The sequence below is a fragment of the Amycolatopsis sp. cmx-4-61 genome, assembly GCF_046548775.1.
Lineage (GTDB): Bacteria > Actinomycetota > Actinomycetes > Mycobacteriales > Pseudonocardiaceae > Amycolatopsis.
The window spans coordinates 14466-27476 of the sequence record NZ_JAEBEI010000001.1 but is presented as its reverse complement, the minus strand read 5'-3'; the positions used below and the strand labels follow the sequence as shown (position 1 = coordinate 27476).

At 69.9% G+C, this 13011-nt stretch carries 12 protein-coding genes; 1 reads left to right on the top strand and 11 read right to left on the bottom strand.

Annotated elements, in window-relative coordinates; all coding sequences use genetic code 11:
• Positions 1–153 precede the first annotated feature (153 nt).
• Entirely contained in the window at positions 154–768 is a 615-nt protein-coding gene (locus tag ACLJOU_RS00130; protein WP_410561714.1) for a maleylpyruvate isomerase family mycothiol-dependent enzyme, read from the top strand.
• 211 nt (positions 769–979) lie between these two features.
• Here the strand turns inward: ACLJOU_RS00130 and ACLJOU_RS00125 are convergent, their stop codons facing one another.
• From ACLJOU_RS00125 to ACLJOU_RS00075, 11 genes are all read right to left on the bottom strand, one after another.
• Complete coding sequence (locus tag ACLJOU_RS00125) at positions 980–2461, bottom strand: right-handed parallel beta-helix repeat-containing protein (RefSeq protein WP_410561712.1); 1482 nt, start codon at positions 2459–2461, stop codon at positions 980–982.
• A gap of 93 nt (positions 2462–2554) precedes the next feature.
• The gene (locus tag ACLJOU_RS00120) at positions 2555–3871 is read right to left on the bottom strand and encodes a glutamate-1-semialdehyde 2,1-aminomutase (RefSeq protein ID WP_410561709.1); all 1317 of its coding nucleotides are present in this window, start codon (positions 3869–3871) and stop codon (positions 2555–2557) included.
• A gap of 8 nt (positions 3872–3879) precedes the next feature.
• The gene (locus tag ACLJOU_RS00115) at positions 3880–4428 is read right to left on the bottom strand and encodes a dTDP-4-dehydrorhamnose 3,5-epimerase family protein (protein WP_410561707.1); all 549 of its coding nucleotides are present in this window, start codon (positions 4426–4428) and stop codon (positions 3880–3882) included.
• Positions 4425–5609: a polysaccharide pyruvyl transferase family protein gene (locus ACLJOU_RS00110; protein ID WP_410561705.1), complete on the bottom strand. Its 1185-nt coding sequence runs from the start codon at positions 5607–5609 to the stop codon at positions 4425–4427. The genes ACLJOU_RS00115 and ACLJOU_RS00110 overlap by 4 nt, the downstream gene beginning before the upstream one ends.
• Positions 5606–6550, bottom strand: coding sequence for a glycosyltransferase family 2 protein (locus tag ACLJOU_RS00105; RefSeq protein WP_410561704.1), 945 nt, complete (start codon positions 6548–6550; stop codon positions 5606–5608). The genes ACLJOU_RS00110 and ACLJOU_RS00105 overlap by 4 nt, the downstream gene beginning before the upstream one ends.
• 7 nt (positions 6551–6557) lie before the next feature.
• Positions 6558–7883, bottom strand: coding sequence for a hypothetical protein (locus ACLJOU_RS00100; RefSeq protein ID WP_410561701.1), 1326 nt, complete (start codon positions 7881–7883; stop codon positions 6558–6560).
• 5 nt (positions 7884–7888) lie between these two features.
• The gene (locus ACLJOU_RS00095; protein WP_410561698.1) at positions 7889–9169 is read right to left on the bottom strand and encodes a DUF4910 domain-containing protein; all 1281 of its coding nucleotides are present in this window, start codon (positions 9167–9169) and stop codon (positions 7889–7891) included.
• Positions 9169–10188, bottom strand: a complete 1020-nt coding sequence (locus ACLJOU_RS00090) for an NAD-dependent epimerase/dehydratase family protein (protein ID WP_410561695.1) — start codon at positions 10186–10188, stop codon at positions 9169–9171. Before ACLJOU_RS00090 ends, ACLJOU_RS00095 begins: the two co-directional genes overlap by 1 nt.
• Positions 10189–10193: 5 nt before the next feature.
• Positions 10194–10841 (bottom strand): PIG-L deacetylase family protein, encoded by a 648-nt coding sequence (locus ACLJOU_RS00085; RefSeq protein WP_410561693.1) that lies wholly within the window; start codon positions 10839–10841, stop codon positions 10194–10196.
• A complete protein-coding gene (locus ACLJOU_RS00080) occupies positions 10838–11632 on the bottom strand; it encodes a glucose-1-phosphate cytidylyltransferase (RefSeq protein WP_410561691.1) in 795 nt (264 codons plus the stop codon). Before ACLJOU_RS00080 ends, ACLJOU_RS00085 begins: the two co-directional genes overlap by 4 nt.
• Position 11633: 1 nt before the next feature.
• Positions 11634–12866: a class I SAM-dependent methyltransferase gene (locus ACLJOU_RS00075; RefSeq protein WP_410561688.1), complete on the bottom strand. Its 1233-nt coding sequence runs from the start codon at positions 12864–12866 to the stop codon at positions 11634–11636.
• Positions 12867–13011 lie beyond the last annotated feature (145 nt).

The window sequence follows — 13011 nt, the reverse complement described above, 5'->3', positions numbered from 1 at the left end:
CCCCGCTGAGCCGGTCCGGACCAGGGAACGCCGACCGCTCGGAGGCTGGGGCTCGCTGCTGATCCGGTCCGGCTGAGGGATTGCTTCCGGGGCGGTGTCGGTGCGGGTCGGTTCCGTTCGTCGGTGGGGGACCTACCTGTGAAGGAGATCCCCATGATCCAGGAGCTGATCGCCGCCGAGCGGCGAGAGCTGGCCGTGGTGCTCGATGACCTGCCGCCCGCCGCGTGGACCGCGCCGACCCTGTGCGCCGGCTGGCGGGTGGCCGAAGTCGTGGCCCACATGACCATGCCGTTCCGGTTCTCCACCGGGCGGTTCGTGCGGGAACTGGCGAAGTCGGGCGGGCGCTTCAACGCCATGGCCGACCGCGTCGCCCGGCGTGAGACTGCCGAGCTCTCCCGCGAGGCGCTCATCGCCTCGCTGCGCGACAACGCCGACCACCCGTGGCGGCCGCCGGGTGGCGGTGCCGAGGGCGCGCTGAGCCACGACGTGATCCACGGTCTCGACATCACGACCGCCCTGGAGCTGGATCGCCGGGTGCCGCTCGAACGCCTGGAAGTCGTCTTCGCCGCGATGAAGCCGAAACAGGTCAAGTACTTCGGGACCGAGCTGAGCGGTGTGGCGCTGCGTGCCGATGATCTCGACTGGTCGTACGGCACCGGTACGCCGCTCACCGGGGCGGCCCAGGACCTCCTTCTCGTCCTGTGCAATCGGCGGTTGCCCGCCGGGCGTCTCCGAGGTGCGCCGAGCACGCGGTTCACCATGGCCTGAGCAATTCGTCCGATGTGGACGGCGAGGTTCGTCGAAGCGATCATGTCTTCGACGGTACCGAACATGTGTGCGAGCGCCATCGCTGAACCGGGTGATCCGGTCCTCGTCCGAAATTCTCCGTTCGCGACTTTTCCCTTGTGATACAGGGGAAATCGCGGACCGCGGTGCGGAGTGCGCCGAAAACTGTCGGACCCCGTCGGCAAGCTCGTGATCAGCAGCCGGCGGGCCCACCGCCGAACGAAGAACACTCGTCCTGCGAGTACGGCTTTGCCCGCCAGCCCGCAGCGTCGACCGTCTGGGAGGTGTCGTGCACCACGAAAGTCCACGGTCCGGAGTAGGAGTTGTCGTGCCACCGGTTCGACTGGCGGAAGGTGATGGCCTCTTCGATCACCGTTCCCTTGTAGGGCGACCAGTCGGGGAACGTCCCGAAGTTGGACAGCAGGGCCATCCGCCCGCACGAGTTCTGGCAGCCGACGCGGCCGGCGTCGAACCGGAAGGTGTTCCCGTGGATCTCCACCCGCTGCGTCTTCCACCGGCAGTCGTCGTACGCCGGGGCCTTCTCGATCGTGCCCGCGGCGCACGAAGACTTGGCCGCCGCCTTGGTGCAGTAGCCCGTCGACGTGTTCGCCGGGCTGTTGCAGAAGCGGTCCGCGTTCTCCCACAACGTGATCCCGGCCCAGTTGTCTTCGAAGGTGTTGCCGCTGATGTCGACGGCCGACGTCCGGGCGTGCACGCGCGGATCGCCGCCCGACTCCGACAGGTACACCGTCGCCACCGGGAAGTTGTCGCCGCGCGCCGCGAACGCGCGGCCCTGCACCAGCGTGTTGCGGCGGAACGTGTTGCCGCGCAGCACGAGGTTGTAGCTGGTCTCGTAGAACAGCGCCTCCGCGTCGTTGGCCTCGAACAGGTTGTCTTCGACCAGGAAGTCGTTGTTGTTCGTGTCGGCCCACAGCCCGGCGCCGTGGTTGCCGTGGACCCAGTTGCCGCGGATGTCGGCGCCGTCGACGGCCCAGAACTTGGCGCCGCCGCTGCACCCGCAGCCCGGCACCTTGGTCTCCCAGTCACCGGTGTTGTTGCCGGTGATCTCGTTGTCCTCGAGCACGAGCCCGGTGATGGCGTCGCCCGCCTGGTAGGCGTTGAGCCCGTACTGGCCGTTGTCGCGCAGGCAGCTGTGCCGCACGACCTGGCCCGCGCCGGCCATCAGCCCCGCGCCGGCGTTGTCCTCGATGGTGGTGTTCTCGATGAGCCAGCCGTTGCCCGAGTCGTGGTTGACCACGCCCTGGTCCTGCAGCGCGGCGAACCCGCGGATGGTGAGTCCGCGGATCTCGACCTTGCTCGCCTGCTGGGTGAAGGCCGCGCGGTTGACGCCGCGGCCGTCGACGACCGCGCCCGGCGCGCCGAGGTAGACGTCGCCGTCCTTGGGGACGACCTGGCCGTACTCGTCTTTGCCGAGCGTGTGGGTGCCGGGACCGAGCCAGAACGTCGTGCCGGCCGGGTTCGCGGCCGTCTTGGCCGAGAGGTCGCCGTCGACGGCCGGATCGACGGCGACGGCTCCGGACGGCGGGGACTCGTACCCCGCGGGTTGGTGGTCGCACACCGGCCCCGGCCCGTCCGCGCCGCGCGCGAGCCCGGGGCACGCCACGGCGATGAGGAGCGAGCAAGCAGCGACCACTACCACACGAGATCTGCCCATGGCAGGAAGTTACGCACGAACGGGCCGGAAAACAGTCACCCTCAAGTGTCCTCGTCGGACCTAACGGGTGAATCCGGCCCGACTGCGGAGGGATCAGGCGTGTTTGCGGAACACGGGCTGCACCGGGCGCCCGCCCATCCACGGCGTCGGGTCGTTGGCGTCGAGGGCCTTGCGGTACACCGTGCAGGCCTGGGCGACGACGTCGATCGTCTTGTCGATGTCCGCTTCGGTGAGCGCCGCGCTGACCACGAAGGACGGTCCGAGCACGCCGCCGCTGATCAGTTCGCGCAGGAACAGCGTCCGGTACGGCTGCGACGGGCGGCCCTGCTCGTCGAGCGTGCCGAACACCAGGTTGCTGGCCCGGCCGCGGACCACCACGTGGTCCGCGACGCCGATCCCGGCCGCCACCTCGCGGACGCCGGCGGCGAGCCGGTCGCCGAGGGCGTGCAGGCGGCCGATGACGTCCTCGTCGCGGTAGACGTCCATCACCGCCATCGCGGCGGCCAGCGAGTGGGTCTCCGCGCCGTGCGTGGTCGAGAGCAGGAACACCCGCTCCCGGTCGGTGCGCAGGCCGCCGATCTCCATCAGCGCCCGCTTGCCCGCCAGCGCCGAGACGGCGAAGCCGTTGCCGAGCGCCTTGCCGAACGTCGAAAGGTCGGGGGTGACGCCGTAGAGGCCCTGCGCGCCGTGGGCGGACCACCGGAAGCCGGTGATCATCTCGTCGAAAACGAGAACGACGCCGTGGCGGGTGGTGAGCTCGCGCAGGCCCTCCAGGTACCCCGGCGGCGGTTCCACCGCCGCGGCCGCCTCCAGGATCATGCACGCGATCTCGCCCTCGTGGCGCTGCAGCAGCTCCTCCGCGGCCGGCAGGTCGCCGTACGGGAAGGACACCGTCGCTTCCGTCGTCTCGTCCGGGATGCCCGCGTTCATCGGCGTGGTGCCGATGAACCAGTCGTCGGTCGAGAAGAAGGCGTGGTCGGCGCACTTGGCGACGAGCTTGCGGCCGGTGGCGGCGCGGGCCAGCCGCACCGCGGCGGTCGTCGCGTCCGAGCCGTTCTTGGTGAACTTCACCATGTCGGCCGTCGGCACGTTCTCGAGGAACCGCTCGGCGGCCTCCGCCTCGATGATCGACGGGCGGATGAAGTTGCTGCCCTTCTCCAGCTCGCCGCGCACCGCTTCGAGGACACGCGGGTGGGCGTGGCCGAGGCTGACCGCTCTCAGCCCGGCGCCGTACTCGACGTACTCGTTGCCGTCCACGTCCCAGACGTGCCCGCCGCGGCCGTGGGAGATGACCGGGGCCATCCCTTCGGGATACTGGTCCGAGCCTTTGGCGTAGGTGTGCGCACCGCCGGGGATGGCCCGGTGCAGCCGCTCGTCCGCCTGCGTGGAGCGGGGCAGGTTGGTTCCCATGTCCTGGCTCACCTCGTTGGTTTCAACGCCTCTCGGAGAGACGGCGCCCGTTCGTCTCGGTCACTGACCATTGTGACCGACAGTGGCCACGGAATGTCCAATTCAGGGTCTTTGTACGAGATCGTAATGTCTTCTTCAGGATCGTGCGGCCGATCGATACGGTACGAAACGTCCGAGGGATCGGTGAGTGACTGGAAGCCGTGCGCGCACCCCGCGGGGATGTACACGGAAACCTGGGTATCACCGGAGAGTTCGAAGGTTTTCACATTCCGGTATGTCGGCGAATCCGGTCGGAGATCCACGACGACGTCGAAGATCGCGCCGTGCGAACACCGCACCAGCTTGGCCTCGCCGGCCCCGCCGCGCAGGTGCATGCCGCGGACGACTCCCTTGCGGGAGCGGGAAAGGCTGTCCTGGGCGAAGCCGTCCGGGTCGATGCCCACCGACGCGACGACGTCGCGGTCGAACGTGCGGCTGAAGAAACCGCGCTGGTCCGCGTGCGGAGTGGGTTCGAACAAATACGCGCCGTCGATCTCGGGCACCGGAAGGGCCTTCATCGCCCACCCCCGAAGAGGGCCGCCGAAAGGGCGGCGAACTGGTCCTTGAGACGTTGCGTGTTCATCCGGTTCCGTTCCAGGAGCGTTTGGCGAAGTTCTGCCGAACGGTTCTCGAGTTCGGTGAATTGTTCGACGAGCCGGTCGAAGGCGACGGTCTTCGCCCGCTGGGTGAAGCCCTCGAGGCCCATCTCCGCCATCAGCACGTCGTTCTTCGGCGCGTACCCGATCGCGACGGTCGGTTTCGCGACCTTCAGGGCGCAGAGCACGTTGTGGTAGCGCGTGGCCACCACGCTGTCCACCGCGGCCATCTCGTGCATCAGCTCGTCCAGGGTCTCCGCCGAAGCCGCCGTGACCAGCGGGGAAGCGGTTTTCTCGATGATTTCGCCGACGACCTGCCGGTCGATCCGGTCGCCGATGAACAGCCGGACGGGTCTGCCCTGGTCAACGAGCCAAGCGACGAACCGGTTCATCGTGTCCACGTAGTGGCGGTAGATGCGGTCGGCGTCGGCCCGGTCGTCGTTGCCGCCGTAGTAGGCCATCACGCCGACCCCGACGGTGCCCGGCACACCGTCGGCGTCCGGGGTGGGAAGGGAGAACGCCAGGTCGGGGTAGACCTGGTCGGCACTCGTGTCGACGCCCATGGCGCGCATGGCGTCGCGCGAGATGTCGTCGCGGTAGGAGCGGTAGGTGGCGAGCCGGCCGGACCAGCGGACCAAAGTCCGCGTGGCCCGGGCGCTGATCTCGTTGGCGCCGACGCAGACGAGCGCCACCTTGGTGCCGAAGAGGCGCCCGGTGGCGGAGAGGAGGAAGAGCGAATACGGGAAACCCCAGGGACGCAGCGGAAGCGTCGCTTCGAGCACGCCCATGCCGGGCACGATGACGACGTCCTGCTGGCGGACCCAGGCCGCGGTGCGGGCGATGTCGACGAGCTTGCCGAAGCCCTTGAGGGCGACCGAGCGCAGGCCGGAGGCCGTCTCGTACTCGGACTGGTTCCAGTGCAGCGGCGTCGCGTCGAGGCCGTAGCGTTCGCGGACGATCTCCGGGCCGCCGACCAGGGCGCTCAGCTTCGCGTCCGGGTACTCGGTGCGCAGGTAGCCGAGCACGGCTTCGAGGGAACCGTCGTTGCCGAGGTTCCCCGAGCCGAGCAGGCCGAAGACGCCGACGCGTGGCGCACGCTTCACGCGAGCCTGCCTTCCCGGCCGGCCACGATCTCGTTGACCGTGGCGACGTCCGAGGCGGTCGGCGCGCGGTCCTCGACGCGCTCGCCGTGGCCGGAGCGGGCCCGGTTGGTCAGCCACGCGCCGAGGTGGCCGAAGCACTCGCGCTTGTCGGCGGCCGAGATCGGCGCGCGGCGGATCAGGTCCGCGAACCCGTAGACGTACTCGCCGAGCAGGCGGACGGTGGGGTTCCGGAGCCGGTTCGCGCGCCGCGGGTCAAGATTCGCGCACCGGCTCCGGATGGTCGGGTTGGCCCGCTCCGCGCGGCCCGGGTGGTCGCGGCGGAAGTAGAGCAGCTCGGGCACCTGGTAGAACGGGCCGTGCAGGGCCATCTCGGCCGAGTACGTCCGGTCGGCGTGGTGGTAGCTGTCGAGCGGCTTCACGCGGCGGAGGACGTCGGCGCGGATGACGCCGTAGAAGTCGTCGCCGCCCGGCTCGAACAGGATGCTGCGGAACCGGTCCGGCGCGTGCCGGGAGCCGGTGTCCAGCGTGTACTCGAGCGGCTGGACGATGCGGCCGTCGCCGTCGATGATCGCCTGGTCGCAGTGGGCGAGGATGATGTCCGGGCGCTCGTCGAGGGCCTCGACACAGCGCTTGAGCAGGTCGCGGGCGTACAGGTCGTCGTGGGAGACCCACTTGAAGAGCTCGGTGCGGGACACGTCGAACACGAAGTTGTGGTTCGGCGTCGCGCCGATGTTCCTCGGCTGGCGGACGTAGCGGATCCGCGAGTCCTTGTCGGCGTAGCGCCGGCAGATCTCGTCGGTGCCGTCGGTCGAGGCGTTGTCCGAGATGATGAGCTCGAAGTCCTCGAAGGTCTGGCCGAGCAGGGCGTCCAGCGACTCGGCGAGGTACTCCTCGCCGTTGTACACCGGGAGGCCGAGGCTCAGCCGCGGGACGGTGGTCATGGAGTCCTCATTCCTTGATCGGCTCTTTGATCGGCTCGAACACCACGGTGGGCTCGTCGGCACCCGGCGGCACGTAGTCGCGCAGCCCGAGCCGCAGCTGGAGCCACCAGACGACGGAACCGCTGAGGGTCGCCGTCGCGACACCCCACGCGGACCCGGCGGCGCCGTCGAGGAACGCGCCGGCGATGCCGAAGGTGACGTAGAACAGGGAGGCGATCAGCTGCGAACGCAGGCTGCGCGGTGCGGCACCGAGCGCACGGAGGCCGGCGGCCGCGCCGGTCGCGAAGCTGGCGCCGACCACGGCGAGGGTCACCGGCAGGATCAGCGGGGACGCCGAGTCCCACACCGAGCCCATCACCCACCGGCCGGCGCGGTCGGGCACCAGGAGCAGCAGGCCGAGGCCCCAGCACAGGGCGGCGCCCGCCTGGCCGCCGCCGAGGATGATGCAGAAGTGCTTCAGCCGGTGCGGCGCCCGTTGGAGCACCCGCGCGCCCTCGGCGACGGTGACCAGGGACAGCCCCATGAGCAGGGCCAGGAACGGGCCGAGGAGCTGCTCGGCCCCGCGGACCGCGCCGACGGCGGTGATCCCGGTGATGGCGCCGAGGCCGTAGGCCCGCAGCTGGGACGCGCCGCTGTTGCTGACGTTCTCGACGAGGTACCGGACGCTGAGATCGCGCTGGGAGCGCAGCCAGCCGGCCAGTTCGCGCGGGTGGGGCAGGATCCCGGTCTGGAACCAGCCGTAGACCGCGGCGAGCGCGGCCGCGACGCCCCAGGCGAGCACGAACGCGACGACCGTGCCGACGCGGCCGGCGACGAACAGGGCCGGGACCAGCGCGATGCCGCACACGAGGTCGTTGAGGAACGCCTTCTTCCCCTGACCGCGCGCGAAGAACGCGAAGCGCCAGGCGTCCTGCAGCAGCAGGCCCGGCAGGACGACGGCGAGGGCGACGAAGGCGTTGCCGAGCGGGCCGCCCGCGGCCAGGCCCGCCACGAGACTGATCAGCCCGGTCGCGCAGCCGACGCCGATCGCGGTGCCGGACGCGCTCGCCACGCCCGTGCGCCACCGGTCTTCCGGCACGGCGCTGAACCGGACCATCAGCGGGTCGGTGGCGAGGCCGCGCGAGACGTTGAGCACCACCCCGTAGGTGACCCAGGCGAGGCTGAAGATGCCGAACGCGAACGTGCCGAGCGAGCGGGCCACGTACAGTCCGACGGCGAAGTTGGTCAGGCTGGACACGGCCTGGTCGCCGAGGCCCCAGCTCAGCCGTCCGGCCATCGCGCGAACCGCGCCCGACCGGAGGATCGAGCGCGGTGCACGGCGATGTTCGGCCACGTCGCTCACTCCTTGACCAGACCGGCGTCGAGGAGCGCCCGGGCCGCGACGTCGACGATGTCGAACGGGAGCTCCGCGCGCTCGGCGATGTCGAGCAGGCTGTGCGAGCCGTCGGAGAGGTTGAGCACCCAGAGCATCGCCATCTGGGCCTGCTTGGCGTCGCTGCGGCCGCCGAGCGAGTCGTACAGCCCGCGCTTGCCGAGCTGTGGCTCGCCGTACGGGCTCAGGTTGACGTACCGGCGGTTGCGGTCCAGGACGCCGAAGGCGTCGAGAAGCGTCCCGAGCGTGTCCTCCATGGCCGCGGGCGACACGAAACCGGGGTTGTCGGCGGAGGTGTGGTACTCGGGGTAGCCCGCGTACGGCGTCCGCGTCAGGGAGCCGACGCCGAGGTTGAAGCCCGGCGAGCAGAACTGGCGCTCGTCGTAGCCGTACGGCGAGAAGTCGACGACTCGATGTTCCCGCGAGCGCAGCACGTGCTGCATCACGCGGTCGATCTCGGCGTCGTCCCGGCGGGACTTCTTGTACGTCAACGCGCCCGTGTCGCCCGCGCACGCCAGCACCAGGCCGTGCCGCACCTTCCCGATCCGGGAAGCGTTGCGGGCCAGCCAGGTGATCGAGCCGATCGTCCCCGGCATGAACAGGAACCGGTACGTGTAGTGCGGCTGCGTCTGGGCCAGCTGCTGGGCCAGCGAGACGGCCACCGCGATGCCGGCCAGGTTGTCGTTCGCCAGCGACGGGTGGCACACGTGGCAGGACACGATGACCTCGTCGGTGACGCGGCCGGGCACGACGTGCTCGGCGTAGGTCAGCGAACCGTCGGCCAGGGTCGAGTCGATGACGACGTCGTAGTCGCCGTCGGGCAGCGCGTCGAGCTTCTCCTGCGCGAGGCAGAACCCCCAGGCCGGGGCGTAGTAGCTGGTCCGGTAGGGCACCCACGACGGCTGGTCGGGCAGCGTGTGCAGGTGCTCCCGCAGCTCGCTAAGCGGCATCCGCCGCGACACCGGGACGCTGTACCCGACGACGTGCAGGTTCAGCTCCTGGAAGTCGATCACGCGCTCACCGGACGGCGAGGCGACGTAGGCGTCCCGGATGTTCCACTCCTGCGGGATGGTCCAGTCCAGCACCGCCGTCCCGGTCGGGACCTCGTGCCGCTCGAGCGCGATGTGCTCGCCGATGATGTCCAGGGTCTGCCGCACGCCGTCGCCGGTGATGCTGCGGCAGATCGGGTACAGCCGCTCGACCAGGGCGTGCAGTTCCGCCCCGGTCCGCAGCTGCGGGGCCGCCACTACCGCCGCCGCAGGGTGTCGTCGACGCGGCCGGCTTCGCCCTCGCTCTTCAGCCAGGCCAGCCGGGTGAACAGCTGCTGGAACGACTCCCGGGTGAGCCCGAACCTGCGGTAGGCCTCGATGAGCTCGACGGCACCGTCCTTGACCGACCACTCGCAGGCGAAGCCCGGGACGGCCTCGCGGAAGCGCGAGAAGTCGACGCGGTAGGAGCGCGGGTCGGCGCCCGCTTCGCCGGTGATGTTCAGCGTCGAGCCCGGCACGGCCTCGACGACCTCCTGGGCGATCTCGGCCACGGTGACGTTGTTGTCCTCGGTGCCGATGTTGAACGCCTTGTTGTGCACGGCTTCCTTCGGCGCCGTCAGGGCCGCCGTGAACGCGCGCGCGATGTCCTGGGCGTGCACCAGCGGCCGCCACGGCGTGCCGTCCGACAGCACCAGCACCTCGCCGGACAGGTGGGCGTGCGCGGTCAGGTTGTTCAGCACGATGTCGCCGCGCAGGCGGGGCGAGTAGCCGAACGCCGTCGCGTTGCGCATGTACACCGGCGTGAAGTCGTCGTCGGCGAGCTCGTGGACGTCGGCCTCGACACGCACCTTCGACTCCGCGTACGGCGTCACCGGCCGCAGGGGGGCGTCCTCGTCGACGAGGTTGTCGCCGCCCGCGCCGTACACCGAGCAGGTCGACGCGTAGAGGTACCGCTGCACGCCGGCGTCCTTCGCCAGCTTCGCGAGCTTCACCGACGCGTGGTGGTTGATGTCGTAGGTCAGCTCCGGCGCGAGCGAGCCCAGGGGGTCGTTCGACAGCGCGGCCAGGTGGATCACCGCGTCGAAGCCTTCGACGTGGGAGGCGGTGACGTCCCGCAGGTCGACGGCGTGCCCGGCCGGGTCGGCGGGGGCGGGCCCGAGCAGGCAGTCCTCGAACAGCCCGGAGTCCAGGCCGGTGACTTCGTGGCCGGCGGCGGCGAGCACCGGGGCCATCACCGTCCCCAGGTAGCCCTTGTGCCCCGTCAGCAACACCCGCATCGGATTCAGCCCTTCAGATCGAGAGTGAGTTTCTTGACGAAAAACGCTTCGGCGTACTTCGCGGCGGCTTCGATCCCGCGGATGCGGGCCAGCCCGAGGAAGGCCTCGCGGTCGTACCAGGGCCGGTGCCGCTGCGAGGCGTAGTGCTCCTGCAGCAGCCGGACCTTCGCTTCCGCGATCTCGTCGGACAGCGGCTGGTACACCGCCGGGCTGCCGAGGTCGCCGTCCCACTTGACGATCTCGTAGCCGAGCGCCAGGTGGTCGCGGAACGCCGTCGGGACCAGCTTCGCGAGGCCGCGGTGGTCCTGGTGCGCGTCGTCGGTGCGCGGGGCCAGGATGACGTCCGGGTCGGTCCGCCGCCGCAGCTCTTCCAGGGCGTTCTTGGCCTCTTCCCAGTGGGCTGGGAAGCGCCCGTCCGGCAGCTTCAGCACCGTGACGTCGACCTCGGCGCCCGGGCAGAACGCGGCCAGCGCCGCCCGCTCCTCGTCCTCGCGGGGCGTGCCGCCGCCGGAGAGGACCAGGGCGTCGACCCGCAGGCCCGGCCGCGACTCGCACAGCGTCAGCAGGGTGCCGCCGGCGCCGATCGCGATGTCGTCGCAGTGCGCGCCGAGGGCGACGACGCTGCCGAGCCGGCCCGGTCGGAGCCCGATCACGCGATGCTCGCCGCGGGCTGCTTCTCCCACAGCGCCCACGGCCGCTCGCCGTGGCTGTAGGCGTAGTCCAGTGCCGCCCGCTCCTTGACCGTGTCGGTCGGCTTCCAGAAGCCGCGGTACGGGTAGGCCAGCAGCCGGCCGCGCTTGGCCAGCTCGCCGCAGCCGTCGGCGACCAGGTCACCGTTCTCGGGGATGTGGTCGAAGACTTCCTGGCGCAGCACGAAGTAGCCGCCGTTCTCCCACAGCGGCATCTCGCTCACCGCGGTGATCGAGCCGACCTTGCCGCCCTCGTCCATTTCCACGCAGTGGAACGACGACTGCGGCGGCACGACCATCATCGACGCGCCCGTGTCCGAGTTCGAGAACCGCTCGATCATGTCGGGCAGCGGGACGTCGGACAGGACGTCGGCGTAGTTCGCGAGGAACATTTCCTCGCCCTCGAGGTACGGGCGCACGCGGCGCAGCCGCTCGCCGATCGGCGACTCGATGCCGGTCTGCACGAAGGTGATCGTCCAGTCCGCGATGTCGGTGGACAGCAGCTCCGCCTGCCCGTTGCGCAGGATGAAATCGTTGGAAATGGTTTCCTGGTAGTTCAGGAAGAAGTTCTTGATGTGCGCCGCGCCGTAGCCGAGGCACAGGATGAACTCGGTGTGGCCGAAATGCGCGTAGTAGCGCATCACGTGCCAGATGAGCGGTCTCGGACCGACCATCGCCATCGGCTTCGGGACGTCGTCGGCCGCGCCGTTGCGCATCCGCATCCCGTAGCCACCGCAGAAGAGAACGACCTTCACGTCACTGCACCTCGACGATTTCCAAGTGGGGAATCGGGAACACGAGCTTGCCGCCCCACGACCCGATGTGGGAGAGCTGCCCGGTCAGTTCCTCCCGGAGGTTCCACGGGAGGACGAGCACGTAGTCGGGCCGGTCCGCTTCGATCCGTTCCGGCGGCAGCACCGGGATGCGCGTGCCCGGCGTGTACCGGCCGTGCTTGTACGGATTGCGGTCGACCGTGTACTGCAGCAGGTCCGTCCGGATGCCGCAGTGGTTCAGCAGGGTGTTGCCCTTGCCCGGGGCGCCGTAGCCGACGACGGTCTTGCCTTCGCCCCGCGCCTCGATCAGGAACTTCAGCAGGTCCAGCCGCACGCGGGTGACGCGCTCGGCGAACTCGGTGTAGCCGGACAGCTCGTGCAGCCCGGCGGCCTTTTCGCGCTCCAGCACGTCGGTCATCCGCTCGCTGGGCTCGCCCGCCACCTCCGCGGGCCGCGCCCACAGCCGGATCGATCCGCCGTGCGTCGGCAGCAGCTCGACGTCGACCACGGTCAGCCCGCCGGTCGCCAGCGCGCGGCGGGCGGATTCGACCGTGTAGTACTGGAAGTGCTCGTGGTAGATCGTGTCGTACTGGTTCTTCTCGATCAGCGTGAGCAGGTGCTGGACCTCGATGGACACCCAGCCGTCGTCGGCGACCAGGGCACGCAGGCCCTTGGTGAAGCCGAGGACGTCCGGGATGTGCGCGTAGACGTTGTTCGCGGCCACGAGGTCGGCCGGCCCGTGCTCCTCGCGCACCTTCAGGCCGGTTTCCTCGGAGAGGAAGGCCGTCAGGGTGGGCACCCCGGCGTCGCGCGCCGCCTGCCCGACGTTCACCGAAGGTTCCACGCCCAGACACCGGATGCCGTGCCCGACGACGTGCTTGAGCAGGTACCCGTCGTTGCTCGCGACCTCGACCACGAAGGACTTCTCGCCGAGCCCCAGCCGCTCGACGGCGCCGTCGACGAAGCGCTTCGCGTGCTCCACCCACGACGTCGAGAAGGACGAGAAGTACGCGTACTCGGTGAAGGTGTCGTCGGGGTCGATCAGCGGCGGGATCTGGGCGAGCCAGCAGTCGGTGCACACCTTCAGGTGGAGCGGGAAGGTGGCCTCCGGTTCGTCGAGCTGCTCCGCCGTCAAAAATCGCTCACACGGGGGAGTCGCGCCGAGGTCCACGACACTGGCCGTGTTTGTCGAACCGCAGAGTCGACATGTGGTCATCTACCAGGCTCCTTGGCTCGCGGTCGCGATGTGCACCTGACACGTCGACCGGCGCCGGGAGGTCGTTACAGCGACGCGGGAGCGGGTAGTGGACCGATTCGGAACCGCAACCTGAACGGAGCAACTGTGGCGGGGATCACCAACC